The 25,649-nt window shown below is 61.7% G+C and carries 27 protein-coding genes; 7 read left to right on the forward strand and 20 right to left on the reverse strand.

Annotated elements, in window-relative coordinates:
* Positions 1 to 134 precede the first annotated feature (134 nt).
* Genes HCR76_RS13670 through HCR76_RS13685 form a run of 4 tightly spaced genes read right to left on the reverse strand, consistent with a single transcriptional unit; the run spans position 135 to position 4,754 of the window.
* A complete protein-coding gene (locus HCR76_RS13670) occupies positions 135 to 1,439 on the reverse strand; it encodes a dihydrolipoamide acetyltransferase family protein (RefSeq protein WP_166991546.1) in 1,305 nt (434 codons plus the stop codon).
* 15 nt (positions 1,440 to 1,454) lie between these two features.
* Complete coding sequence (locus HCR76_RS13675) at positions 1,455 to 2,417, reverse strand: alpha-ketoacid dehydrogenase subunit beta (RefSeq protein WP_166991791.1); 963 nt, start codon at positions 2,415 to 2,417, stop codon at positions 1,455 to 1,457.
* Between the two features lie 47 nt (positions 2,418 to 2,464).
* A complete protein-coding gene (locus HCR76_RS13680; protein WP_166991794.1) occupies positions 2,465 to 3,565 on the reverse strand; it encodes a thiamine pyrophosphate-dependent enzyme in 1,101 nt (366 codons plus the stop codon).
* A gap of 43 nt (positions 3,566 to 3,608) precedes the next feature.
* Complete coding sequence (locus HCR76_RS13685) at positions 3,609 to 4,754, reverse strand: histidinol-phosphate transaminase (RefSeq protein WP_166991549.1); 1,146 nt, start codon at positions 4,752 to 4,754, stop codon at positions 3,609 to 3,611.
* A gap of 92 nt (positions 4,755 to 4,846) precedes the next feature.
* Here HCR76_RS13685 and HCR76_RS13690 point away from each other — a divergent pair, with 92 nt between their 5' ends.
* The gene (locus tag HCR76_RS13690) at positions 4,847 to 5,236 is read left to right on the forward strand and encodes a phage holin family protein (RefSeq protein ID WP_166991552.1); all 390 of its coding nucleotides are present in this window, start codon (positions 4,847 to 4,849) and stop codon (positions 5,234 to 5,236) included.
* A gap of 10 nt (positions 5,237 to 5,246) precedes the next feature.
* Here the strand turns inward: HCR76_RS13690 and HCR76_RS13695 are convergent, their stop codons facing one another.
* Both HCR76_RS13695 and HCR76_RS13700 read right to left on the reverse strand, forming a co-directional pair.
* Positions 5,247 to 6,848 carry a lipase family protein gene (locus tag HCR76_RS13695; RefSeq protein WP_166991554.1) on the reverse strand — a complete coding sequence of 534 codons (1,602 nt, stop codon included), beginning with the start codon at positions 6,846 to 6,848 and terminating at the stop codon, positions 5,247 to 5,249.
* A complete protein-coding gene (locus HCR76_RS13700; protein WP_166991557.1) occupies positions 6,845 to 7,156 on the reverse strand; it encodes a hypothetical protein in 312 nt (103 codons plus the stop codon). The genes HCR76_RS13695 and HCR76_RS13700 overlap by 4 nt, the downstream gene beginning before the upstream one ends.
* 160 nt (positions 7,157 to 7,316) lie before the next feature.
* Here HCR76_RS13700 and HCR76_RS13705 point away from each other — a divergent pair, with 160 nt between their 5' ends.
* The 4 genes from HCR76_RS13705 (at position 7,317) to HCR76_RS13720 (ending at position 11,053) form a co-directional block, all read left to right on the forward strand.
* Complete coding sequence (locus HCR76_RS13705; protein WP_198248064.1) at positions 7,317 to 7,835, forward strand: low molecular weight protein-tyrosine-phosphatase; 519 nt, start codon at positions 7,317 to 7,319, stop codon at positions 7,833 to 7,835.
* Positions 7,832 to 9,223 (forward strand): adenylosuccinate lyase, encoded by a 1,392-nt coding sequence (gene purB, locus HCR76_RS13710; protein ID WP_166991559.1) that lies wholly within the window; start codon positions 7,832 to 7,834, stop codon positions 9,221 to 9,223. The genes HCR76_RS13705 and purB overlap by 4 nt, the downstream gene beginning before the upstream one ends.
* A 66-nt stretch (positions 9,224 to 9,289) precedes the next feature.
* Positions 9,290 to 10,417: an ROK family transcriptional regulator gene (locus HCR76_RS13715; RefSeq protein WP_166991562.1), complete on the forward strand. Its 1,128-nt coding sequence runs from the start codon at positions 9,290 to 9,292 to the stop codon at positions 10,415 to 10,417.
* Between the two features lie 27 nt (positions 10,418 to 10,444).
* Positions 10,445 to 11,053 (forward strand): GrpB family protein, encoded by a 609-nt coding sequence (locus tag HCR76_RS13720; protein WP_166991565.1) that lies wholly within the window; start codon positions 10,445 to 10,447, stop codon positions 11,051 to 11,053.
* 15 nt (positions 11,054 to 11,068) lie between these two features.
* On the opposite strand, the gene HCR76_RS13725 is transcribed toward HCR76_RS13720, so the two are convergent.
* The 3 genes from HCR76_RS13725 to HCR76_RS13735 all read right to left on the reverse strand — a co-directional run bounded on the left by HCR76_RS13725 (position 11,069) and on the right by HCR76_RS13735 (position 12,788).
* Positions 11,069 to 11,329, reverse strand: a complete 261-nt coding sequence (locus tag HCR76_RS13725) for a hypothetical protein (protein ID WP_166991568.1) — start codon at positions 11,327 to 11,329, stop codon at positions 11,069 to 11,071.
* Positions 11,326 to 11,967 carry a hypothetical protein gene (locus HCR76_RS13730; protein ID WP_166991571.1) on the reverse strand — a complete coding sequence of 214 codons (642 nt, stop codon included), beginning with the start codon at positions 11,965 to 11,967 and terminating at the stop codon, positions 11,326 to 11,328. Before HCR76_RS13730 ends, HCR76_RS13725 begins: the two co-directional genes overlap by 4 nt.
* Before the next feature lie 92 nt (positions 11,968 to 12,059).
* Positions 12,060 to 12,788 carry a DUF4192 family protein gene (locus HCR76_RS13735; RefSeq protein WP_166991573.1) on the reverse strand — a complete coding sequence of 243 codons (729 nt, stop codon included), beginning with the start codon at positions 12,786 to 12,788 and terminating at the stop codon, positions 12,060 to 12,062.
* Between the two features lie 255 nt (positions 12,789 to 13,043).
* On the opposite strand from HCR76_RS13735, the gene HCR76_RS13740 reads away from it, so the two are divergent.
* Positions 13,044 to 14,510, forward strand: coding sequence for an HNH endonuclease (locus HCR76_RS13740; RefSeq protein WP_166991576.1), 1,467 nt, complete (start codon positions 13,044 to 13,046; stop codon positions 14,508 to 14,510).
* Between the two features lie 118 nt (positions 14,511 to 14,628).
* Here HCR76_RS13740 and HCR76_RS13745 read toward each other — a convergent pair whose 3' ends face one another.
* The 11 genes from HCR76_RS13745 to HCR76_RS13795 all read right to left on the reverse strand — a co-directional run bounded on the left by HCR76_RS13745 (position 14,629) and on the right by HCR76_RS13795 (position 24,066).
* Positions 14,629 to 14,943 carry a hypothetical protein gene (locus HCR76_RS13745; RefSeq protein ID WP_166991580.1) on the reverse strand — a complete coding sequence of 105 codons (315 nt, stop codon included), beginning with the start codon at positions 14,941 to 14,943 and terminating at the stop codon, positions 14,629 to 14,631.
* 85 nt (positions 14,944 to 15,028) lie between these two features.
* Entirely contained in the window at positions 15,029 to 15,628 is a 600-nt protein-coding gene (locus HCR76_RS13750; RefSeq protein WP_166991583.1) for a hypothetical protein, read from the reverse strand.
* Between the two features lie 46 nt (positions 15,629 to 15,674).
* Positions 15,675 to 17,045, reverse strand: coding sequence for a replicative DNA helicase (gene dnaB / locus HCR76_RS13755; RefSeq protein ID WP_166991586.1), 1,371 nt, complete (start codon positions 17,043 to 17,045; stop codon positions 15,675 to 15,677).
* Positions 17,046 to 17,548: 503 nt separating this feature from the next.
* Positions 17,549 to 18,001 carry a 50S ribosomal protein L9 gene (gene rplI / locus HCR76_RS13760; protein ID WP_166991589.1) on the reverse strand — a complete coding sequence of 151 codons (453 nt, stop codon included), beginning with the start codon at positions 17,999 to 18,001 and terminating at the stop codon, positions 17,549 to 17,551.
* A gap of 11 nt (positions 18,002 to 18,012) precedes the next feature.
* Positions 18,013 to 18,273, reverse strand: a complete 261-nt coding sequence (gene rpsR / locus HCR76_RS13765; RefSeq protein ID WP_166979874.1) for a 30S ribosomal protein S18 — start codon at positions 18,271 to 18,273, stop codon at positions 18,013 to 18,015.
* A 65-nt stretch (positions 18,274 to 18,338) separates the two neighbouring features.
* Complete coding sequence (locus tag HCR76_RS13770) at positions 18,339 to 18,848, reverse strand: single-stranded DNA-binding protein (RefSeq protein ID WP_166991592.1); 510 nt, start codon at positions 18,846 to 18,848, stop codon at positions 18,339 to 18,341.
* A 4-nt stretch (positions 18,849 to 18,852) separates the two neighbouring features.
* Entirely contained in the window at positions 18,853 to 19,215 is a 363-nt protein-coding gene (gene rpsF, locus HCR76_RS13775; RefSeq protein ID WP_166991595.1) for a 30S ribosomal protein S6, read from the reverse strand.
* A 138-nt stretch (positions 19,216 to 19,353) separates the two neighbouring features.
* Positions 19,354 to 20,715 carry an ABC transporter substrate-binding protein gene (locus HCR76_RS13780; RefSeq protein ID WP_166991598.1) on the reverse strand — a complete coding sequence of 454 codons (1,362 nt, stop codon included), beginning with the start codon at positions 20,713 to 20,715 and terminating at the stop codon, positions 19,354 to 19,356.
* Positions 20,716 to 20,727: 12 nt separating this feature from the next.
* Positions 20,728 to 21,612 carry a carbohydrate ABC transporter permease gene (locus tag HCR76_RS13785; RefSeq protein WP_244971401.1) on the reverse strand — a complete coding sequence of 295 codons (885 nt, stop codon included), beginning with the start codon at positions 21,610 to 21,612 and terminating at the stop codon, positions 20,728 to 20,730.
* Complete coding sequence (locus HCR76_RS13790; RefSeq protein ID WP_235934618.1) at positions 21,599 to 22,636, reverse strand: carbohydrate ABC transporter permease; 1,038 nt, start codon at positions 22,634 to 22,636, stop codon at positions 21,599 to 21,601. Before HCR76_RS13790 ends, HCR76_RS13785 begins: the two co-directional genes overlap by 14 nt.
* On the reverse strand, positions 22,612 to 24,066 hold the full coding sequence (locus HCR76_RS13795; RefSeq protein WP_166991805.1) for a CCA tRNA nucleotidyltransferase: 1,455 nt from the start codon (positions 24,064 to 24,066) through the stop codon (positions 22,612 to 22,614). The genes HCR76_RS13790 and HCR76_RS13795 overlap by 25 nt, the downstream gene beginning before the upstream one ends.
* Positions 24,067 to 24,157: 91 nt before the next feature.
* Between HCR76_RS13795 and HCR76_RS13800 the strand changes: the two genes are divergently transcribed.
* A complete protein-coding gene (locus HCR76_RS13800; RefSeq protein WP_166991601.1) occupies positions 24,158 to 25,621 on the forward strand; it encodes a SulP family inorganic anion transporter in 1,464 nt (487 codons plus the stop codon).
* Positions 25,622 to 25,649: the final 28 nt, after the last annotated feature.

Raw genomic sequence — 25,649 nt, forward strand, 5'->3', positions numbered from 1 at the left:
CGGCCGTGGCGCGACTATGCGAGGCCGCTCGTCGCCAGCCCGGCGGCAGTGTACACGATCACATTAGTAAAACAGCTGGTCAGACGGCAGAAAAATGAGTTACTGCTTCGTTATGTCAGTGCGCGGCTGAGCGCTCAATCGAGCAAGAGCGCGGGCTCTTCGATGATTGACGCCACGTCGGCGACGAATCGCGAGACCACATCGCCGTCAACCACGCGATGATCAAATGACCCGCCGATCGTGGTCACGAAGCGCGGGCGCACTTCGCCATCAACCACCCATGGCTTCTGCTTGATCGTGCCCATTGCCACGATGCCGACCTCGCCCGGGTTGAGAATGGGCGTCCCCGTGTCCATGCCGAATACCCCGATGTTCGAGAGGGTGATCGTTCCGTTCTGCATGTCGCTCGGCTGCGTCTTGCCGTCGCGCGCCGTGAGCGTGAGGTGCTCGAGCGCAGTCGCCAGTTCGAGCAACGTCATCGACTGAGCTTCCTTGACGTTCGGTACAAGCAGCCCGCGCGGAGTCGCCGCCGCAATCCCCAGATTGACGTAGTGGTGAATGATGATCTCTTCGTCAGTCCACGTGGCGTTGACACTCGGGTTGCGCCGCACGGCCCAGATCATCGCGCGCGCCATGATCAGCATCGGAGACACCTTCACTCCGGCGAAGTCCGGTGATGCCTTGAGTCGTTTCGTGAACTCCATCGAGCGCGTGGCGTCGACGTCGACGAACACGCTCACATGCGGCGCCTGGAACTTCGACCTCACCATTGCCTGCGCTACCTGCTTGCGCACACCCTTGACGGGAACGCGCTCTTCGCGATCCTCGCTCCACTCGGGTGTTTCGATGTTGCGGAACACACTCGCCTGGCCCGCGTGACGCACGACGTCATCGCGCGTAATCTCACCGGCCAGGCCGGTTCCCTCGACAACGCTCAAGTCGACGCCGAGATCCTTCGCGAGCTTGCGAATCGGCGGCTTGGCGATGATCGGCCCCGCCGCGGCGGCGGGAACGGATGCGGGAGGAGTCGGCGGCGTGTTCAGACGCCTCTTGGCCCGTCGCCTGCTCGGAGCGCCGGCTCCGGTTCCATACCCGACGAGCACGGCTCCGTCTCCTGCTTCCTCCGGTTCGATCGTCGACTTCGTGTCGGCGGCGACGGTCTCTGCCTCGCGAGTGGGCTCGGGTGCAGCATCCTCCCCTGTGCTCTGCACCGTGACGATGGGTGTTCCCACGTCGACAGTCGTGCCCTCCTCGACAAGAAGCGAAACAATCGTGCCTTCGAAGGGCGATGGCAGCTCAACGAGCGATTTCGCGGTCTCGATCTCGACGAGCACCTGGTTCAGCTCGACTGAGTCTCCCGCCGCCACCTTCCATTGCACGATCTCGGCTTCGGTGAGACCCTCGCCGACATCGGGAAGGGGGAACTCTGACTCGCTCATGTGCTCTCCAGGTGCTTAGTAGGCGAGAGACCGGTCGACGGCCTCGAGGATGCGGTCGGCGTCAGGAAGGAACTGCTTCTCGAGACGCGCAGCGGGGAACGGAACGTCGAAGCCCGACACTCGCAGCACGGGCGCTTCAAGGGAGTAGAACGCTCGCTCGGCCACGGTTGCCGCGATCTCGGATCCGACCGAAACGAAACCGGATGCCTCTTGCGCGACGATTAGCCGACCTGTCTTGCGCACGCTGGCAAGCAGCGGCTCGTAGTCGATGGGAGATATCGAACGCAGATCGACGACCTCGAGGCTGATGCTTTCCCCCGCCGCCAGCTCGGCAGCTTGCAGGGCCGTCGTCACCATCGCCCCGTGGGCAACGATCGTCGCGTCGCTTCCCTGCCGCACAACGCGGCTTGCGTGCAGCGGCGCCCCGTGGGCGCTGAGGTCGACGTCACCCTTTTGCCAATATCGGCTCTTCGGCTCGAAGAACACGACGGGGTCATCTGACGCGATAGCCTCCTGGATCATCCAGTACGCGTCATTCGGTGTCGACGGGCTGAGCACCCGCAGGCCTGGGGTGTGCGCGAAGTATGTCTCGGGGCTCTCCTGGTGGTGCTCCACCGCTCCGATGTGACCACCGTAGGGAATGCGGATCACGACGGGCATTGACAGCGCGCCCATGTGCTTGTTTGTGAGCTTCGCCAGCTGCGTTGTGATCTGGTTGAACCCGGGGAACACGAAGCCGTCAAATTGAATCTCGCACACGGGACGAAATCCGTTCATCGCGAGGCCGATCGCCGTTCCAATGATTCCGGACTCGGCAAGCGGAGTATCAAGAACGCGATTCTCGCCAAACTCAGCGTGCAGGCCTTCGGTCACACGGAATACGCCGCCGAGCGGTCCGATATCTTCACCCATCAGCAGCACATCGTCGTCGGCCATGGCTGCGCGCAGCCCGGCGTTCAGCGCTTTGGCCATAGGCATCGTCGTGATTCCGGATGCCGCGACAGCAGGGGACTCGAGTGTCTCCGTCACTGGTCTGCACCGCCTTCCAAGCTTGCTTCATACGCGTCGAGCCACTCAGACTGGTCGTCGACGAGCGAATGCTCCTCGCTGTAGACAAAATCGAACATCGCATCGCGATCAGGATTGGGAAGCTCGAGGCAGCGGCGGCGCACATCAGCGGCATAGTCTTTCGCCTCGGTATTGACCTCGTCGAAGAGACTGTCTGCAGCGCCCTGCGCACGCAGCCAGGTTTCGAAACGAGCGATCGGGTCACGCGCGGTCCAGGAGTCGAATTCGTCTGTCGTGCGGTACTTTGTGGGGTCATCGCTTGTCGTGTGCGCGCCGACTCGGTAGGTGTCCGCCTCGATGAACTGCGGGCCGTTGCCGCTGCGAGCGTTCTCGAGGTGATGCCGAGACACCGCGTAGCTTGCCAGCACATCGTTGCCGTCAACGTGCACGCTGTCGAGGCCGAATCCCGCTGCGCGCCTGTACAGGGGGGTGCGCGACTGCCTGCTGACGGGAACGGAGATCGCCCACTTGTTGTTCTGCAGAAAGAACACCTGTGAGGTCTGGTAGCTCGCAGCGAAAATCATCGACTCGTTAACGTCACCCTCGCTCGTCGAACCATCGCCGAAGTAGACCATCACCGCTTTGTCCGACTCCGGATCGCCCGTCGCCGTCTCGCTCCGAAACGAGACGCCCATGGCGTACCCGCTCGCGTGCAGGGTCTGCGCGCCGAGCACGAGTGTGTAGAGGCGGAAGTTGCCGTTTGCCGGGTCGGTCGGATCCCATCCGCCAAGCGTCACACCGCGGTACAGGGCAAGGATGCCGAGAGGGTCGACTCCGCGAATGAGAGCGACGGCGTGCTCGCGGTACGAGGGGAAGATCGTGTCCTGCGCACGAGCGGCCCGTGCCGAGCCCACCTGCGCGGCCTCCTGCCCCAGGGACGGAGCCCACAGAGCAAGCTGTCCCTGTCTCTGCAAGTTCGCAGCTTCGAGATCGAGCCCACGCGTGACGACCATGTCGCGCAGAAACTGCACATGGTCGTCGTCGGTGAGCCCGTCGAGCACCGGGAGGTATTTCTCAGCATCCGGCGTCGGGGCGAAGGTTCCGTCGGCCGCGAGCATGCGCACCGAGGAAATCTGGGTGTCGTTCACAGAAGCCACCGTTCTAACCTAGGGTCCTTGCGCCGTGACCGGATGGGAGGGAATTCACAATCACTTCGGCCGCAGCTAGGAGCTTATCGACAGATTCCGGCTCGCCGATGCTCAGTCGGATGCCGGCACCGGCGAACGGCCGCGACACAATACCGTGCTCGGTGAACGTCGCTGCCGCAGCATCCGTTTCGTTTCCCGTCGCAAGCCACACGAAGTTCGACTGAGTCGCCGGAATTGCCCAGCCCTGTTCGCGGAGCCGGGCCACCACGTGATCGCGACGTTCGACGAGCACGTCAACGCGAGAGAGCAGCTCATCGGAGCGGTCGAGTGATGCAATCGCTGCGGCCTGAGCGGGTCCGGTAACAGACAGCGGAATGGCGGATGCTCGCGCGGCATCAAGCAGCTGCTCTGAGCCGAGCGCCCAGCCAACACGCAAGCCGGCAAGACCATACGCCTTAGAGAACGTGCGCAGCACCACAAGATTGGGGTAGCGACCGACGATGTCGAGGCCGTTCACCGCAGTGTCGTCGCGGACAAACTCGGCATACGCTTCGTCGAGAAGCACGAGCACATGCGCTGGAACCTTCTGCATAAACGCGGCAAAGTCGATGGCGGTGATGATCGTACCCGTGGGGTTGTTGGGCGTGCACACGATCACCACACGGGTGCGATCGGTGATGGCATCGGCAATCGAAGTGAGGTCGTGGGCACCATTGCCGTTATTCGCAATGGGGACGCTCGTCGCGCCGGCGACCGTCACGAGTCCGGGGTATGCCTCGAAGCTGCGCCACGAGTAGAGCACCTCGTCTCCGGGGCCGGCTGCGGCCTGGATGAACTGAGAGAGCAGTGCGACCGAGCCCGAGCCCACGTGGATCTCATCTGCGCTGACTCCGTGCTCGGCTGCAAGCCGCTCCCGCAGCGCTGTGGCCGTGGCATCCGGGTACCGATTGACGTCATGTGCAGCAGAGATCGCCTCGATCACGCCGGGAAGCGGAGGAAACGGGTTCTCATTACTCGACAGCTTGAAGGCGTCGGGGGCCGCGGGTTTGCCCTGCCGGTAGGGCGGGGTTGCGATTATCTCGGGGCGCAGTCGCACGTGCGATGCGTTGGGAAGCCGGCTGGCGTCTTCGAGGGCATTCACCTTCCCGAGTCTAGACATTGACCATTCCCTGGTGGGTATACGCGCGGACGTCGATAAGAGAAGGCCGAAAAACATGGGGTTTGCTCGGCAACTGCTGGCATCATGGTGGCATGAGGTTCCTTCTGCAAGTCATCGTGAACGGTGTGGCAATCTGGCTGACCACGCTCATTGTCGGCGGCATCACCATGACGTCGTTTGGCGCCGAGTGGTGGCAGATCGGGCTGAGTTACGCCGTAGTCGGGCTGATCTTCGCGATCGTCAACGGCATCATCCGCCCCATTATCAAGGTCGTTGCGCTTCCGATCTACATTCTGACGCTCGGTTTGATCTCGTTCATCGTGAACGGTCTTCTGCTACTGCTCACCGCCTGGCTGAGCAGCCTGTTCGGGTTTGGGCTCCAGGTCGAGGGGTTCTGGTGGGGTGTGCTCGGTGCCCTCGTCATCGGAATCATCAACTGGTTCATCGGGTTGTTCGTTCGGCCGAAGCGGTCGCAGTCCTGATCGACGAGGGCTACGACGAGCGAATCGCGTCGTCGGGCAACGGCAGCGGCGACGGTTGCGGCCCACGACGATCCACATGCTCGCCGTCAGGCCGACCCGATTCGTGAAGTGCGTCTTCGTCACTCCCCTCACTGCGGTCGAGCACACCGTCACCACCAGCATGGTGCGAGCCCGTCGTGCCTGACGCGACGTCGTCTGGGACTGCGTTCTCCCCTGCCGCGCCACCGGATGCGTGAGGAATCGGCTCATCAATGCGCACAGCGCGGTAGTCGGTTCTCGCGCCGCCGCCATCGATGTCGTCGAGCGCCGAGTGGAGTGGCCCGAATCGAGGATCGAACGATGCGTCCATCTGGGTTGCCGTCTTCTCGTACCCGGACATGCTGTGCGGTGACATCCAATCATCACCGCCAGGAGGGGCATCGCCGGTGACGACAATGCGTTCACCGCCGTCGGTGAAGCCGCCGAGGGCCGGAACAACGTCTCCCGAATGCTCGACAGCGTACGCATTGACACCGTCAGGCAGATCGGCGCCGGTTGATGGAGCGCCGAATGTGACGAGCGTCTGCACGTTGTAATCACCAGACTGTGTAATGCGTTCGGCAATGAGCCCGCCCTGCGAGTGGCCGACGATGGTCACTGAATCGTCAGGCTCGATGCCGGCGTCGCCCATCGCCTGCTCGACCGCACGGTAGCCGCCGCCGTCCGCATCGGCCATGAGCGCCAGATTCGACTCCATATCAAATGACTCGTCTCCCCCGCCGACGCCCATGTCGACGGTGCCACCGACGTACACGACCCAGGAGTCACCGTTGCCGTACTCTTCGATGCGAATCTGTGGCGAGCCGGCTCCTGAGCTCGGGATTCGTCGCGCCAGATCGGCAATTGACGTCGGCGCGCTCACCGCTGAGCGGGCACCAGGGGTCACGGACACCGCAGACTCGCTGAACGCGCGAACGCCGAGAGCGCCCAGTCCGACGGCTGCACCGGGAACCGAGAGCATCGGATCGTTGATGAGGTCAGACAAGGCCGGGGGCATGCCCAGCGCCGACTTGATGCTGTCGTCGCTTCCCGAGACGACCCCACGCACGAGAAACATTGCCAACGGACTGCGGGCGACCTCGGGATGCGCACCGAGCCAGCCCGTTATGTTCGCCCCAAGCACGGATTTTACGCGTGAGAACGCTTGACGCCCGCCCGGAGTGACAGCCATCGCAACGAGGCCGGGCCCGGCGATGAGCGTAGCTCCGACAAGGGGAAGGAGCATATGCCCAAAGAGCGCACCTCCGACCGCACCCGTGGCGGACGACGCCAAGTTGAACAAGCCACTCACCGTCGACTCCGTCTCGAGATACAAGGAAGCACTAGCCCCGAGCGCCCGAGATACAGCTGCGGCCTGGTCAGACGCGGCCGCCAGCTGATCCGCTGCTCTGTCGATCCTCGGCCCCGCCGTGCTCCACCTTGACGAAGGATTCGGTGGCGCCGTCATCACGCGCGCTGCTGACGCCTCAGCACTCGCGAGCCCGCATTCGAGCGAGAAACTCGCGAGCTCGTCTGCAAGAGTGCTGATCTCGTCGGTGTCGATCATCGTCGGGCTGCCTACCGTGATGCTCATCGTGTCTCCTTCATGCGGCCGGACTCCATGTGCGAGGCAGTGTCTGCCTGCACGCGTGCGATGTCGTGCAGCACAGCGTTGAGCGCCCCGTTCAGGCTCGACTCGCTGATCGTCAGCTGCGCGTCAATGTCGTGCAGACGCAGCTCGTATGCGCGCGCCGACGCACCCGACCAGCTGGCGGGCATGGCAAGGGGAATGCGACTGTGCGCGAGTGCCGCGACAGTGTCGCGCACGCTGTCGAGGGCGGTGTGCTGGGCGCGCAGCTCGGCGATCGCCTGCTCGGCCTCGGCTTCGGTGACGGGATTCACGGATGCTCCTTCCACGGCGTGTATCCAGGCTCTCCCGCGGGAAGCATCCGCCCCACTCAGGGAGGGAAAACTGTGGACGGTCACGACATTGGCGAGGTTGTGGAGGGAAAATGACAGCGGGGACTGTGATTCGACTCCACAGTTCGACAGAATGGAACCCATGTCCCGCGCCTCCGAGGTCGTTCCCTTTTCGATCTGCTTCGTGTGCGCGGGAAACATCTGCCGGTCTCCGATGGCAGAGATCGTCTTTTTGTCGCGCGTTGAACAGGCGGGGCTTTCCCGCTGGGTGACGGCGACATCCGCGGGCATCGGCGATTGGCACGTCGGCGAGCGCGCAGACCAGCGAACGCTCGACGCGCTCGCTGCCCGCGGCTACGACGGCTCGATGCACAGAGCAAAGCAGTTCGACGAAAACTGGTTTCCGAACCTCGACCTCGTCGTCGCTCTCGACCGCACACATCTGCGTTCGTTACAGCACAGCGCGCCAACGGCATCCGATCAGACAAAGGTCTCTCTGCTCATGTCGTTCGACGATTCCGCAGACCGACCATGGGACGTTCCCGACCCGTACTACTCGAATGCGCAAACCTTTGACAAGGTTCTTGGGATGATAGAGAGAGCGAGCCTGGCCTTGTTCCGCCAGCTCGAGCCAGCGATCCGACAGGGAGCCCTTCGATGACACCACTTCCGCCTCAGCCACTCAGCCCTCTCGACGGACGGTATCGCGCCGCTGTCACTGATTTGGGAGAACATCTGAGCGAGGCGGGACTCAATCGGGCGCGCGTCGCCGTTGAGGTGGAGTGGCTGCTCTACCTCACGTCGCACGGCATGTTCGGCTCGCAGCCGTTGACTGTCGCCGAGACCGAATCGCTTCGGCAGCTTGTCGACGATTTTGGTCAGGCGGAGATCGATCGGCTTGCCGAATTCGAGGCGACAACGCGTCACGATGTGAAGGCTGTCGAATATCTGGTGCGGGAGCGACTGTCAGAGCTTGGTCTCGATCGAATTGCCGAGCTCACCCACTTCGCGTGCACGAGCGAAGACATCAACAACCTGTCGTATGCCATCACGGTGAAGGATGCCGTGCAGAACGTGTGGCTGCCCACCTATCGCGGCGTCATTCAGACCCTGCGCGAGCTTGCCGAGAAACATCGCGATGCCCCCATGCTGTCGCACACGCACGGTCAACCGGCGACGCCGAGCACGATGGGACGCGAACTCGCTGTCACCGTGTATCGACTCGAGCGGATTCTCGTGCAGATCGACGCAAGCGAGTACCTCGGCAAATTCTCGGGGGCGACAGGTGACTTCGCCGCACATGTCGTTGCCGACCCGGATGCCGATTGGCCGCGCATTTCGCGTGAGTTCGTCGAGTCTCTCGGGCTTACGTGGAACCCGCTCACCACGCAGATCGAATCGCATGACTGGCAGGCGGAGCTGTACTCCCGCATCGCTCACGCCGGGCGTGTGCTGCACAATCTTGCCACCGACGTGTGGACATACATCTCAATGGGATACTTCCGTCAGATTCCGCAAGAGGGAGCCACCGGCTCGTCGACGATGCCGCACAAGGTGAACCCGATCCGCTTCGAGAATGCCGAGGCGAACCTCGAGATTTCGGCTGCGCTCCTCGACTCGCTTGCCTCGACGCTCGTGACGTCTCGCCTACAGCGCGATCTCACCGACTCAACGACTCAACGCAACATCGGAGTCGCTCTCGGCCACTCCCTGCTTGCCCTCGACAACATCGGCCGCGGGCTTCGCGAAATCGACCTCAACACGGAGGCACTTCTCGCCGATCTCGACGGCAACTGGGAGGTGCTCGGCGAAGCCATCCAAACGGTGATTCGCGCCGAGGTCACGGCCGGTCGCTCACAGATCAGCGACCCCTATGCTCTGCTGAAAGAGCTGACCAGAGGAAAGCGCATCGGCCATGCCGAGCTCGCCGAGTTTGTGTCGGGTCTCGACATCGGAGACGACGCCAAACACCGCCTGCTTGCCCTCACACCCGACCGCTACATTGGGCTCGCCGCGTCGCAGGTCGACGCACTCGGCGCGCCACGCTGACCCCAATTGAGCCGTCCCCCGACGGCATGCGGCGCTGAAAACTGAGTGTGAGGAACCCAAGAAGATATGGATCCGCGGTTGTTGTCGTCTTCCGCCGCCTTGCGACGTGAGTCTGCCGCGCACCCGGGACACACGCGAGCACACAACCGCGCACTCGTGCTGCAGATGCTCTATCGCGGATCCCCCATCAGCCGCGCAGACATCGCTCGCGAGTCCGGACTCACCCGCGTCACGGTGTCCGACCTTGTCGGAGATCTGCAGCGCGAGGGTCTTGTTGTGGAGCGCGGCATCCGTCAAGCGAGCGGCCCAGGCAAGCCTGCAGTGCTACTTGAGATGGCCCGCGACAATCAGCAGATCGTCGCGATCGATCTCAGCGGCCACGACGTCTTCAGGGCAGTGCTCACAAATCTTGACGGCGAAATCTCCGAGGAGGTCACGATCCCGTCGCCCGATGTCACGGGTGACAAGGCTGCAGCGCTCGTCAACGACCTTCTCGAGTGGGCGCTGCAGCTGACCACGGCACCGGTGCTGGGAGTCGGCATTGGGGTTCCGGGAATCGTCGACACAGATCAGATCGTGCGGCGCAGCATCTCTCTTGGCTGGACGGATCGCGCGCTCGCTCCCGCTTTGATGGCGCGCTTCGGTGTGCCGGTGTGTGTGGCAAACGATGCGAACGTCGCTGTTCTTGCGGAACACAGCTTCGCCTCGGGTGGTGATGACCTGCTGCTCGTCAAGATCGGTCGCGGTGTCGGCGGCGGACTGCTGCTCGATGGCCGCCCCATTCTCGGATCGCGCCTGACGGCCGGCGAGATCGGTCGCGTGCTGGTGCGAGCCACTCCCGACAGCGAGCCTGTGCCGCTCGAATCACTGATCACCGCACCGACGTTGCGCACGCATATCGAGAAGGCGGTTGTCGGCGGAGAAACAGCGGATGCTGCGCTGCGGCGTGCTGGCCAGGTGCTCGGTGTGGCGCTCGCACCCCTCATCACGTCGCTCGGGCTGACGTCGGTTGTGCTCACAGGTCCGAATGAGATCGTCGGCGACGCCCTGATCACAGCGACGCGCGACGCGGTCGACACCCACACCGCCGATGACGTCGACCACGTCGATATCCACGTCACACCGCTGGGCCCCGACATCGTGTTGCGCGGTGCTGCTGCCCTCGTGCTCTCCGAACGCCTCGGCATCGTGTAGGCGCCCTCTAACTCATAGGCTTGTCCCATGCCGACCCTGCACGACATCACGACGTTCTTCGACGACACTCCCCCTCACGGGAAGTCACCGTGGGTAGTGCCGCCTTCTCCCCGTCCGATCGACATCGTTGAGTACGACGAGACATGGCCGATGCAGTATGCCGAGCGCGAGTCACAGATTCGACGTTCTCTGGGTGCACTCGTTCTCGACATCTTTCACGCTGGTTCGACAAGCGTCCCCGGCCTCCCTGCGAAGCCCGTCATCGACATCGAGCTCATCGTGGCCGATCCCTCGCACGAAGCATTGTGGCTCACGCCACTCGTCGATCTCGGTTACATACTCACGGTGCGCGAACCGTGGTGGTTTGAGCATCGGTGTCTCACAGCATCCGATCGATCTGTGAACCTGCATGTCTTCGGGCCGGACTCCCCTGAGCCGTGGAAGCAGCGTATTTTTCGCGATCACCTTCGCCAAAACACGAATGACCGGATGCTGTACGCAGACGCCAAGCGCGCCGCCGCATTAGCCGCGACCGACCGAGGTGAGACGATGATGGAATACAACCGGCGCAAGCAGTCCGTCATTCGCGACATCTACACGCGAGCATTTATCGCGGCAGGACTGACGCCCGGGTGAAGCAGGCAGAAACTGCTAGAGCATTGTCGGCGGCTTGGGGTTTCCCTCGTCGTCTCGCTGAATTTCTTCTTGCTCGATCTTGTTGGGCTTGATCGTCAAAGCGAAGAGCGCCAGAAACACAAGACCCGCGATGAAGGCGATGCCGGCGAGAACGATAGTAAGAAGAAAGTCACGCGTCGACATCAGCGTGATGAGCCCGGCAAAGATGCCGAATGCAGCGGCGATACCGAGAAGCTCAAGAGGCTTCAGCATCTCTCGCTTGCTTGGCTTTGTCATTCTGATTCCTCCGTCGACGCGATTTCGTCCGCCTTCTGCCACTTGATCGACAACCCTCCGATGGCGAGAAATACTGCCATGATGGCGGCGTATGCCCCAAAGACTCCAACGGCCATGACCGACGACGTCAGAGTAAGCGGTGCGTTGTTCAGCCCACCGTCAGTCTGCTGAAAGTCGGGTGGTACCAGTACGAAGACCACGGCGAGAAGAGCGGTGAGTCCTCCCGCGATCAGAAAATCACGTGACAATGCGGAGCGACGGAAGAGACGGTACCCGGCGTAGAGCTCGAGGAGCCCCGTCATACCCGCCCAGATCGACACCGTGAGCAGAAGCGTGCCCAGGCCCGTCTCACGCAGTGCGAGCGCTGCAGTACCCGCGAAGATCGAGATCACTGCCTGAGCGATGATGAGACGGCGCGTTGCCCGGTCTGCGACCATGCGAACCGACAACGCACCGATAACGATGCCTGTCACGAGCGCGAACACGCCGAAGGCCGTGAGACCGAGCCCTGCCGAGTGATCGCGTGAGAACGTGATGAAGAGGGCAACCGCGGCAAAGAGCACGGCGCGTACCACGTGAAGAATCCAGAACCGCGTCGGCGCAAGCTCTATGGCATGCGGACGTGCGGGAGTGACCACGAAGACCCTGCCTCTTTCATGAAGATCGGCCGTCGGGACACGGCCGGTGATGCATCCATTCTATCGGCCTCATCCTGAGCATGCGCCGCCATTTACCGAACGGGAATCCACGCGGGCTTTCGTGACGAGAAGTGCACGGTGAGTCCGAAAACCAGCGTATGGTCGGGCTCAAGACGCGCGGCCTCTTCTAGGTAAACAAGTGAAATCGCGCGCTTGCCATTGGCCCACTGCAGCCACGCCAGTGCACACAGCAACCCGGCCCTGTATGGAGTCGGGACCAACGCGATTACCCTTCGGAGAAGTGCGATTCCGAGTCGAAGTCGTTCACCCACGGGACTCTGCTTTTCGTCACCACGAAAGAGCCTCGAGACACGATCGCACGCGAAGTCCGATCGATTCGTGAGTTCTAAAACGTAGTCGTCAACGGACATCTCATGGATCTTCGCCTCGGTGATCAACGACAGCCACCTTCTTCGGTTCTCGACGCCAATCTCGCGCCCGAACGCGATCTGCAGCGCTACCGCCTCAGCAAGAGACGGGAAGTTGCACACCATGACGAGCTCGGCGGCATGAAAGAGGGGAACGTGATTTGGCTCGACCTTCAGCAGGGACTCGACAAGTGGCACAACGTCGAAGAGCGCGTTGATGTGTGGTTCATTGAACGACAGCATCCCAGCACCCGCGCTCTCACGCGTTTCCGACAGCGGTTCACAGATGTCGAGGAGTTCGTCCGTTATCGCCTCACGCTCCCACTCGTCGACATATGGCAGGTGCACATAGCTCTCGTAAAGAAACTCAGAGTTCTTGTGGGGCATCGTCATGCGATCAGACTTCCGCGGCGCTTGCACCTGTGGGGAAACAATGCACGATGCGTGGATAGTCCGCTCCACCTCGACGACCTGTGGATAAGTATCGAGCTCCTAGACGCGACGTTTGTCACCTCAACAACGGACGCGTGCATGGGTTCTCCCCGCTTCTTCGTCCACAGGCAAGAAGTTTTGCGAGTTATCCACATTGGTGGTTTGATCGGGGGTTTGTGTCGGTGCAATGTCAGTGGGTGCTGGCAAACTGTTGCCATGCTAAACGCAGCGGCGACACCGGGATTCGAGACCCCAGAGGGTCCGGATGCTGCAGCTGTGCGTGCCGCGGAGAACATTCTGGCGGATGCTGCTGAGCTCGCCAAAATTGATCCGGCCACACTGTCTGCCGACGCCCTCCTGACCTATACCGGGCTGTTGGGAAACATCACCCGTGTTGTCGAGGGCCGCCAAATCGGCAATGTCGGAGACATTGCCCGGCGCTCCGATACCGATGCGGGTTTTGATGGTGTGGCGGCCCGTCACGGGTCCTCGTCTCCGACGGCATTGTTTGAGAAGGTGACGGGGGTGAAGAACTCCACAGCGCACCGATACACGAAAGTCGCCGAACAGGCGACACCGCGGGTGTCTGACACGGGGTTGCCTCTCGATCCAATCTTCACCCAGACGGCTGCGGCGCTTGCTGAGGGCACGATCGGTCTGGATGTTGCCGAGGTGATCACATCAGCGTTGGCGCCGGTACTGTCGCGGGTGGCACCGGAACAAGCAGACTGGGCCGAGACCACACTGCTCGGCAACGCAACAGGTGCATACGATGAGATCCCCGTCACGGCGGATGCCCTGCGTCAGCAGGCACGCATGTTCTGTGTCGCACTTGATCCGGATGGTGTGGAACCCACAGCGGAAGAACTCCATCAGGCACGTGCTCTGGTGTTTCGTCACCAGGACGACGGGAGTATGAGAATCACCGGCACCCTGTCCCCGGAACAGGCAGCACAGGTGACACCCGTGTTTGACGCATTCATGTCCAAGAGAACATCACCGAAGTTCATGGAGACCGAAGAACTCGCCGCCCACGGTGAGGAACCGGAAGCACGGTCGAGGCAGCAGGAACGTGCTGACGTGTTCACAGCGATCATCGGCGGCACCGGGAAACAACAGTCCGCACCCAAACTCCACGGCAGAGGACCCACCGTGCTCGTCACAGTGAAGAACGATGACCTTGAGAACGGTGCGGGTGCTGCCTGGTCGCCGGGAACCCCGGCACCGTTACCAATGAGCTTTGTGACACAGATGCAGTGTGACGGCGACACCCGACAGGTGCGTATTGATGAGCACGGTGACGTGTTGAACCTCGGGTATGCCAGACGTGAGTTCACCCCGAAGCAACGCCTCGCGCTCATCGCCCGCGATGGCGGCACGTGTGTTGCCATGGACTGTGACATCCCCGCCTGGCTCTGTGAAGCACACCACGTGCACGGGTGGGCGAAAGACGGGAAGACCGACGCCACGAACGGTGTCATGTTGTGTTGGTTTCATCACCGTCTGGTTGAACGCGGCGAATGGGCTCTCACCCGCGACAACACCGGCCACCCGAGACTGATTCCACCAGACTGGTACGTCAACCGACTGTATCTCGGCAGGCGGCGCAAACCCGGACACAACTCGCCAGACGACGGCCGCGACCCACCTGGCCCCGGCCGAGATACCAGGCCGCGCACCTGACGTACGCGGCGGCCCCGAGGGAACACCACGCACGAGTCACACCACTCGAAGCGCTAACCGGCATGTCCTGTGATCATCACGACGCTGTGCAAGGCCGGCTACTCGGTTACGAGCGAACTCAGCGGCGATTCTTCCCCGGCGCGGGTGTCTGCTGCGTGCGCTCGTTCTCCGCTTGCATCTCGATGAATGTATCGTGCGCTGTCGTGTGAAAGCCCTCGTCGTAAGCTGCCATTGCTGCCGCCATCGCCTGGCCCGCCGCCCCTCGGCGACGCACCCGCCGCGCTATCAGTGCAAGTGCGCACAGGACGGCGCTCAGCAATACGACGATCAACGCCCCGATCAGCCACCCCATTGCCTCAGTATCGCATTGTGCGTTTGTGCACACACCGTCCGTCCACGCGGCGAACGCACCGCCCTCGCCGACGGCAGCCACCGCACCGAGCCCTCAATTCTGATCCAAGATGGCGTCAAATCGTAAGGTTCAGCGGCACTTTATTACGTCGAGAGCTGCAAGACGGTCAGATGAACGTGCTCAACGCGCGCCGGTAGCTGTGGCTGTTCTCACGCGTCGCAGCGGTGACGAGAAAGGCGTTCTCGCCAACTCTGTGGGTGAATTCACCCGAACAAGGAATGATCACGATTTTCGTCAGGCCGGCGAGCCATGCTGGGATGAGTGCTGACAAATCGCGCCGCTCAGGTTGGCTGTCGATTTGCGTCGGCATCGCCGCCAGGTGAGCATCCCTTCCACGTTGTGTCCAGGTGGTGTGCGATTCATAGCCGAACGCGCTGCCGCCGAATTCGTCGCGCCAGCTGGGGCCGACTATCCGACGGAGAAGATCGGCGCGTTCGGTCGAACCTTCTGCGGTGATCTGAAGATCGTCGAACGATCGTGGATTACGCTCCTGACCCGCGTGCGCCACGGCGGCATGCCAAATGCGGGGCCATGCGGCCTCCCACTCGTCGCGAGTGTCGGCACTGACTGCAGGATCCTGAACGGTTACGGGTGTATCCAACAGCCGCGGAGGAAGGCTTTCGCCGTGAGGCCGCAGTTCAAACGCTTCCCTGAGCCATAGCAATTCCAGAAGAGCCTGAGGTCGGCCCTCGACAGTGATGGACATGTCGTGCGGCCACAAGTTCCCCAGTATTGATGCGCTAGATCTCAACTTAGGCAGGGGCCATATCGGCAAAGCGCGAATAGTGCCCCTGGAAGGCCACGGTGATCGTCGCCGTCGGGCCGTTACGGTGCTTTGCAACGATCAGGTCCGCCTCGCCAGGGCGTGAGTCTTTCTCGTACACAGACTCGCGGTGAAGAAGCACGACCATGTCGGCATCCTGCTCAATCGAGCCCGATTCACGCAGGTCACTGATCGCCGGCATTTTGTCTTGCCTCTGCTCAGGACCACGGTTCAGCTGCGACAGCGCAATCACCGGAACCTGAAGCTCCTTCGCCAGCAGCTTCAGCGCACGCGAAAACTCCGAAACCTCCTGCTGACGGCTCTCGACACGCTTTCCGCTCGTCATGAGCTGCAGGTAGTCGATAACCACAAGCTTGAGCCCCACACGCTGCTTGAGACGACGACACTTCGCCCTGATCTCAACCAGCGTCATGTTGGGGCTGTCGTCGATATACAACGGCGCCTCATTGATGCGACCACGAGTCGACGCCATTGTCGTCCAGTCGCGCGAGTCGAGCGTTCCCTTGCGCATGTTCTGCAGGGGGATCGCCCCTTCGGCACTGAGCAGACGCATGGCGATCTCACTCTTGCCCATCTCGAGAGAGAAGAAGATTGACGGCTCGTCATTGGCAATAGATGCCGCACGAGCGAAGTCGAGCGCCAGTGTTGACTTACCCATTGCGGGGCGAGCAGCAATAATGATCATCTGCCCCGCGTGCAGCCCATTGGTGAGATCGTCGAGCTCTTTGAAGCCGGTAGGAATACCGGTCATCGTGCCATCGCGGCCGCTTGCAGCTTCGATCTCTTCGACAGCAGCGTCGACTGCCGTATTCAGCGGCACATAATCTTCTGCAGTGTCGTCGCCAGAGACCGAATAGATCTCTGCCTGCGCGTTGTTCACAAGGTCGAGAACCTCGCCCTCGCCCGAGTAACCCATCTGCACGATGCGAGTACCTGCCTCGACAAGCCGGCGCAACATGGCCCGCTCGGAGACGATGGATGCGTAGAACCCGGCGTTGGCCGCGGTCGGGACGAGCGAGGTCAGAGTGTGAAGATAGTCGGCGCCGCCGGCACGCTGCAGCTCACCCTGCTTGACGAGCTCATCCGTGACAGCGATGACGTCGGTGGGCTCACCGTGCGAATACAGAGACAACATCGCGTCGAAGATGATCTCGTGCTTCGGAACGTAGAAGTCGACACCACGGACCAGTTCGACGACATCGGCGACAGCATCTTTCGAGAGCATCATTCCGCCGAGCGTCGATTGCTCGGCGAGGAGGTCGTGCGGCGGAGTGCGCTCATACGAACGCTCCGAATCAGGACCAGCTCCGCCACCAGCCTCAAGATGCGCGATCGACACGAATTGACTCCCCCTTTTCACAACTCACCGGCACAGCACTACCCCGCCTTGGCCGCAACCGAACTTCTTCGTTCGTCGTTACCCGCCAAGTGAATCAGCACCCGCCGACACCAGCCGCTGGTTCGCTTGTGCGCACGTACGCGACCGGTCTGCTGACTTACCTTAGAGACCTCTTGCCCATCCCCCAAATCATCCTGTGGATAACTCTGTGGAGAACCTGGGCGAAACGCCGACAGTCCTGTGGGGAACAGTTGTGGATAACTGTGGAGAACGTGGGGATCGAAAATTATTTCTGCCATTTGACCTGGCATTCCTTTTTCCACCATCTGTGGAGAGCAAACGCAATTGAAGCCATGGTTGAGGGTTGAGATTCGACACATGCCTGTGCACAAGAGAGCAAATATTAGTCCGAGAACCAACCCGGTGCAACCCTTGATTTCGCCGGGGATCACACAAAAAACTGCGGGGTGGGCCAGTGGCCCACCCCGCAGTTGTAGAGCGTCTTACTTAGCAGCAACCACCCGCAGGGCAATCGTCGCGGAGACGTCCTCGCGGAGGCGCAGCGTGGCCTCGTGCTTGCCCGTCAGCTTGATGGCGCTGGGGATCTCGATCTTGCGCTTGTCGACCTCGCCAATGCCTGCCTCGGAGATAGCCGAGGCGATGTCGCCGGGCTTAACCGAACCGAACAGGCGGCCTTCGGCTCCTGCCTTGACGGTGAGCTTGATCTCGTTTGCCTCGATGGCGTCCTTAAGAGACTTCGCCTCTTCAAGCGTCTCGAGTTCACGAGCGGCACGAGCCGACTTGATCTGCTCGACCTGCTTCTCACCACCACGCGTCCACGGGGTAGCGAAACCCTGCGGAACGAGGTAGTTGCGGGCGTAGCCGTTCTTGACCTCAATGACATCACCGGGGGCACCGAGGCCTGTGACCTCGTGCGTCAGAATTACTTTCGACATTCGTGTGCTCCTTAGCGGCCCGAGCCGGCGTAGGGCAGAAGTGCCATTTCGCGGGCGTTCTTGATTGCCCGTGCGATCAGGCGCTGTTCCTGCACGGAGACACCGGTGATGCGACGTGCGCGGATCTTTCCACGCTCTGAGATGAACTTGCGGAGTGTGGCGACGTCCTTGTAATCAATGACGCCGACACGAATTGACTTCGCCGGGGCGGATGCCTTTGCACCCTTACCGCGGGAAGGCTTGCGGCCCTGGCCGCTCGACTTTCCAGCCATAGTGGTTTCCTCTTCGTGAAGATTCGGTGTGACGGCACGTTTACGCAACCCTCACACGCATGTATTTAGAACGGGGTTTCGTCGCCGTAGCTTCCGGGTGTTGCCCACCCATCGCCGCCACCCGACTGGGGCTGCGACTGTGCTGCGGGTGCCCACGGCTCGTCGTTCTGGCCGGGCGCGGACTGAACACGTCCTTGTCCGCCGCCAGACGACTGCGCACGGGTAACCTGCGCCGTTGCATAGCGAAGGCTCGGGCCGATCTCGTCGACATCAAGCTCGATCACTGTGCGCTTCTCGCCCTCGCGGGTCTCGAACGAACGCTGCTTGAGACGACCCTGAGCGATGACGCGGCTGCCCTTGGTGAGAGTGCCTGCGACGTGCTCAGCGAATTCACGCCAAACGCTTGCACGCAGGAAGAGTGCTTCACCGTCTTTCCACTCGTTCGACTGACGATCGAACGTGCGGGGAGTGCTTGCGATGGTGAAGTTGGCAACCGCAAGCCCTGACTGCGTGTAGCGCAGCTCAGGATCGGCGGTGAGGTTGCCCACCACGGTGATGACGGTTTCGCCAGCCATGGGACTAGGCGCCCTTGCTTGCCTTGCGCGCGGCCTTGGCCTCGGCGCGCTGCGCTTCGAAGGCGACCTGAGCGATCGCTTCTTCTGCGCGGAGCACCTTCGTGCGCATGACAGCCTCGGAGAGCTTCAGCTGGCGGTCGAGCTCCTGAGTAGACTCGCTCGTCGCTGTGAAGTCGACGACGGCGTAGATGCCCTCGGACTTCTTGTTGATCTCGTAAGCCAGACGGCGGCGACCCCAGATGTCAATGTTGTCGACAGTGCCACCGCCATTGCGGATGACGTTGAGGAACTTGTCGAGGCTCGGTGCAACTGTGCGCTCGTCAATCTCCGGGTCGAGGATGACCATGAGTTCGTACTGATGCGTCACTAACCCACCTCCTTCGGTCTTGATCGGCTGCAGACGTTCTGCAACAGGAGGGTTGTAGCATCGTGGCTCGCGTTCATGAAGTGAACACGGGCAACTTGGTTATGATACCCGACGCCGGGGCGAAGAGCGAACGCGCGATCAGTTCTTTGAACCGATTGCCCCATTCGCCGCGGCCTGGGCTTGTTCCAACCCGTCAAGCGGTTTCACCGTCCCCGCGAAAATCTCCTTAAAGATGGGGTCGAACTTCTCGTAGCCCTTGCTGTAGTTCGGCCCCGTCGGCGCGGGGATCGTTTTGCCATCGGAGACGACGTCGAAGAACGGCGACACATCGACGTCTTTCTTGCTCCAGTAGTCGAAGTAGGTGTCTTGAGCTGCGACCACGCCGGGCACGGCCGCGCCGTCTGCCCCAAGATAGGCGTTGCCCTTCTCACTTCCGAGCCACCCGAGCACCTTCTTGATGGCATCCGTCTTCTCGCTTGCCGCATTGCCCGCGGCCACGATGCCGTTTGTCACAGAAACGCGCCCCTCAGGACCAGACGGGATCTTGGCAACGCCCCAATCGAAGTCGGCATTGTCGGCGACGTTTTTGAGGTTGTAAAGCCCCGATTGGAACATGGCCATCTTGCCCTGGTTAAACGCATTGAGGCTGAAGTCGGCGTCATCGTTCGTGTCGGCGGCCGAGGGCGCCACGTGATACTTGTTGATCGCCTCCACGAGGTAGTTGACGGCCTTCGCAGACTTCTCATCTGCGAACGCAAACTCGTCACCGTCTTGGAACGCACCGCCGTTGGAGCCGATGAAGGGCAGCAGAATCGCCTGCAGATCGTAGGCGATGTTTGTGCCGTACTGCTCGAGCGAATCGCCGTCGAAGCCCTTGGCGTCACCGGCTTTGCCGCTCGAGTCGAGCGTGAGCTTGCGAGCGACCTCCAGATAGGTGTCTGCAGCTGCCTCGCTCGACTCCTTCTCTTTGTCGGGCTTTTCGGGGTTCCAGGAAAGGTCATCCAGTTGCTCTGGCGTCACCCCGGCCTTCTCGAGCAGGTCGGCGTTGTAGTAGACAGCGATGCCTGCGTCGTACAGCTGAGGCACGCCCCAGAGCGTACCGTTGCGCGTGAACTGATCGACAACGCTTGGCTCCCACGCTTCGGCGGCGGCAGAGCCCATGACAGCACCGACGTCCAGGAGGTTGCCCGAGTCGACATAGGCACCGTAGTAGGAGTTGTTGATCCAGTAGACGTCGTCCATGGTGCCGCCGGCGACATCGGTGCGGAGCTTCGACCAGTAGTCAGCCCAGGGAACGACGTTGATGTTCACCTTGATGTTCGGGTTCTGCTCTTCGAACTCGTCGAACGAGGCCTCGTAGGCCTTGGCGACCGTTTCGTCCCACAGCCGAAAATTAACTGTTGTGGTGTCTGCCTCGGTCGTGTCTGACGCAGCGCAGCCAGACAGCATAAGGGAGGATGCTGCCACCGCCGCTGCAATCGTAAGGATTCGCTTCGCCATTCGGGACTTTCTCTATTTGAAACCGGTAATGGTGATGGACCTGACGATGTGCTTCTGAAAGATCAGGAACACGATCACCAGCGGGACGAGGGCTAACGTCGTCGCGGCCATCACCAGCGTCCAATTGCTCGTGTACTGAGATTGGAGGCTAGCAGTCGCGACCGTGATCACACCCCACGTCTTCCCCGTTGTCACCACGAGTGGCCAGAGAAAACTGTTCCACGCAGTGACAACGGTGATGAGCGCCAAAGTGACGATAATTGGTCGCGACAACGGAACCACGATACCCGTCATGATGCGAAAATGCCCGGCGCCGTCGATGCGGGCAGCGTCGACGAGATCCCGAGGGATGCCTCGGAAATACTCTCTCAACAGGAAAACTGCGTATGGACTGCCGAACATGAAGGGCAGAACAAGCCCCCAGAAAGTATTGCGAAGTCCCAGCTGAACCATCATGAGGTACAGCGGAATGACGAGCACGACCGCGGGAACCATGAGCGACGACAGGTACGTCCAGAACAGGATGCTACGGCCAGGAAACTCGATACGGGCAAATGCATAGGCGGCCATGATCGAGAAGCAGAGCTGCCCAACGAGAAGCACTGCCGTCATGGCGAGAGTGACGCCGAGCGAACGACCGAAGCCGAATGCGCCGCCGAGGAGTTCACCGAAATTTCCGAGCGTTGCCGGATTGGGCAACGACACTGCGCCCTCTTGTGCGAACTGCGTTGGCGTAGTGAACGCGGTCATCACGCTGAATGCGAAGGGGAGAAGCGTGACGGCCGCGCCGACAAGCAGAAGTGCGTACACGCCAAGGGCCGTGAGCGCACGGCGCGATGCCCGCGCAGGCGGTGTTCTCACCGGCATCCGGAGTCTTTCGCCGCTACGAGAGGTCATAGGTAGTCCTCCCGCGAAAGTACAGCTGCTGAGCCACGGTGATGATGACGAGCAGCACGAGCAGCACGACGGCAATGACGCCCGCCTGACCCAACTCGAATGTTGAGAACGCCTCCGTATACAAACGCATGGCGACGACGTCGGTATAGCCCAGAGTCCCCGCGTCGGTCACGGCGTGCGGACCACCCTTGGTGAGCGCGTAAATCTGATCGAAGAGCTGAAAGACGCTGATGACACTCGTGACGAGCACAAAGAACATGGTGGGTCGCAGCAACGGCAGCTTGATGCGCCAGAAGATGGCTGAGGTTCCGGCGCCGTCGATACGCGCGGCATCGACAATGTGCCGAGGAATACTAAGCAGACCGGCGACGAAGAACAGGGTGATGTAGCCGACGTTCGTCCAGATGACGACAGCGGCGACGCTCGGCAGTGCAAGCGCCGGGCTCGTCAGCCATTCGATTCGCGAGCCAATGAGTGAGTTCAGTAGACCGTTCGTCGGCGCGAGGATCCATTTCCAGACGATGCCGAGAGCAAGCGGCGCACTGATCCATGGCAGAACATAGATCACTCGAAATACAGCGCTCCCCGGAAGACCCCGCGTGAGAAGCGAAGCGGCGAACAATCCGAGGGCAGTTTGAACAGGAATCACGATGACAACGAAGATTGCGGTGACGAAGAGCGAATTGAGAAACGCGGCGTCCCCGAGCACGTTCTCGTAATTGTCAGTTCCCACCCACACCGGAGCACTCAGCAGATCCCACTGGTGGAAGCTGAGCCACAGCACGACGAGAATCGGGAAGAGCAGAAACGCAACAAGGCCGAACAGGCTCGGCGCAAGAAGCAGATATGCGGAGGAAACCTCACTGCCTCGTCGACTACGACGGCGAGGCACCCGAGGCGTCTGTGACACCGCGGGCTTCGCGGTATCGCTCACGCCAGGCATATATTCGATCGTATCGACCTTGGCGACGAGAACAGTATTCTCCGGATGCCCGCGGGCTACGCCTCGCTCGATGCCCACCATTCTTTGAGGCGACGCGTCGCCTCCTCCTCACCGAGGATCCCCTCGTCAAGACGAAGGTCGAGCAGCCATTTGTACGCCTGCCCGATTTCGGGGCCTGGCCCAATACCGAGCACCGCCTGAATGCGGTTGCCGTCGAGCTCGGGCCGCACGGCTTCAAGCTGCTCCTGCTCTTGGAGTTCGTCAATGCGTGCCTCGAGGTCGTCGTAGGCGAACGCAAGACGATCGGCCTTTCGCTTGTTGCGTGTCGTCACATCGGCGCGAGTCAGCATATGCAGTCGTTCGAGCAGGTCTCCGGCGTCGCGCACGTAGCGGCGCACAGCCGAATCGGTCCAGGCACCCTCGCTGTACCCGAAGAAACGCAAGTGCAATTCAATGAGTCGGGCGACCGACTTGATGGTGTCTGAGTCAAAGCGCAGAGCCTTCAGTCTCTTCTTTGCGAGCTTCGAACCGACAACATCATGGTGATAGAAGCTCACAGCCCCACCCGGCTCAAGCCGCCGCGTCGCAGGCTTTCCGATGTCGTGCAGAAGAGCAGCGAGCCGCAGCACGAGATCGGGCTCCCCGCCCGGGTGCCTCTTCGTCTCGTGGCCGATCGCCTGGTCGAGCACCGTCAGCGAATGCTCGTAGACATCCTTATGGTGGTGATGCTCGTCGGTTTCCAGCCGCAGTGCCGGCACCTCGGGAAGCACGATTTCCGCAAGACCGGTATCAACAAGCAGACGGATGCCTCCACTCGGCGCGGCGGTGCAGAGCAGTTTTGCCAGCTCAGTCTGCACGCGTTCGGCGGAAACGATCTCAATGCTCGGCGCCATTTCCTGCATAGCATCTTGCACCTCATCGGCGACGAGGAAGCCGAGCTGACTCGCAAAACGGGCAGCGCGCATCATGCGCAAGGGGTCGTCGCCGAAGCTCACCTCGGGAGACGACGGCGTGCGCAGCGTGGCGTCAAGCAGGTCTTCGACTCCGCCGTGCGGGTCGACAAGCTTCACGTCGGGAACACGCAGGGCCATGGCGTTGACGGTGAAGTCACGTCGCTTGAGGTCGTCGTCGAGCACGTCGCCAAACGCGACAATGGGTTTGCGCGTCTCGCCGTCGTAAGCATCGGCACGATATGTCGTGATCTCGACGGTGTCTGAAACGGCATCCTGCCCCTCGCCCGTAGTGATGCGGGCGCCGATGGTGCCAAACTCCCTGCCGATGTCCCACTGGGCGCTCGAAAGAGGTGTGACGATCTCGAGAATCTCGTCTGGCCGCGCGTCTGTCGTGAAGTCGTAGTCGTGCACCGGAACTCCAAGCATGGCATCGCGCACCGGCCCGCCGACAAGTGAGAGCTCTCGTCCAGCATCAGCGAACGCCGTCGCGACGCGCTGCACGACGGGTGAGTCGGCGAGAGTCTTGAGTCGTTCGAGGGCCTCGGCCATGTTCACCATGATGACAATCGTAAATGAGCCCGGCGGCGAGCGCGCGCCGGCGTCGAGCGACATGGCGACGGTCTTGCAAACTGTCGCCTAGGGTTGAGCGGTGACACCTTCTCCCTCCACCCTTCAGGCATTGCGGCGCCCACGCGTGCTCACCACCGAAGTGCTGGCCGGCATCGTCACGACGCTCGCGCTCATTCCCGAAGTGATCTCGTTCTCGATCATCGCCGGCGTCGATCCGAAGGTGAGCCTGATCGCATCGGTCGTGCTCGCCGTCTCGATGTCGTTTCTCGGCGGCCGCACGGCCATGGTCACGGCGGCCGCCGGCGCCGTTGCCCTCGTTGTCGCGCCACTCGTCCGTGACCAGGGCACCGAGTATCTGCTGCCAACGGTCATTCTCGCCGGGCTCGTGCAGATCGTGTTTGGTCTCTCGGGGCTCGCGCGTCTGATGCGGTTCATTCCGCGCTCGGTGATGATCGGATTCGTGAACGCCCTCGGCATCCTCATCTTCGCCGCCCAGGTTCCGCACCTGCTGCACGTGCCCTGGCTCGTCTACCCGCTTTTCGCCCTGACGATCGTGATCGTCATTGGGCTTCCCCGGCTGACGAAGGTCGTTCCCGCACCGCTCGTCGCCATTGTGGTGGTCACCGCCATCGCCATGATCGCGAACCTCGGCGTTCCGACGGTTGGTGACCAGGGCGAGGTGTCTGGCGGTCTTCCTGGCATCACTCCGCTTCTTGTTCCGCTGAACCTCGAGACGCTGCAGATCATCTGGCCGACCGCGCTCAGTGTCGCGTTCGTCGGGCTCATGGAGACGTTGCTTACCGCGAAGCTCGTCGACGACATCACCGACACTAAGTCGCACAAGGGCCGTGAATCGTGGGCACTCGGCGTCGCCAACATGCTCGCGGGGCTCTGGGGCGGCATTGCTGGCTGCGCCATGATCGGGCAGACGGTGGTGAACGTCAAGCTGGGGCGTGCGCGGACCCGCATCTCGACATTCGTCGCAGGGGCGTTTCTTCTGCTGCTCGTCACGGTGCTGAGCGACATCATGGAGCAGATTCCTATGGTCGCGCTCGCCGCGGTGATGATGGTCGTCGCCGTATCGACGGTGAATCTGCACAGCATCCGACCCTCGACACTCAGGCGCATGCCGCTCTCAGAGACGGCGGTGATGGTGGTGACCGTCGGCATCGTCGTGGCGACGAGCAACCTCGCGATCGGTGTTGGCGCGGGAGTGATTCTCGCGATCATGCTCTTCGCACGCCGCGTGGCGCACGTCGTCAGCGTGACGCGCACCGTCACCGGGACATCCGTCACCTACACGGTGGTCGGCCCGCTCTTCTTCGGCAGCAGCAATGACCTTGTTGAGCAGTTCTCGTATGCAGAGGACTCCGGAACTGTGATCGTCGATCTGACGGCGGCGCAGATCTGGGATGCCTCAACAGTGTCTGCCCTGGATTCCGTGCAGGCGAAGTATGACGAGCATGGCGTCGCGGTCTCATTCACCGGACTCGACGAGAGGTCAACGCGGTTCCGCAACCGTCTCTCCGGCACTCTCCGGTGAGCGTTGTCGTGTCGGTTCTCCGTGAGAG

This window comes from Paramicrobacterium chengjingii, assembly GCF_011751765.2.
Taxonomy (GTDB): Bacteria; Actinomycetota; Actinomycetes; order Actinomycetales; family Microbacteriaceae; genus Paramicrobacterium; species Paramicrobacterium chengjingii.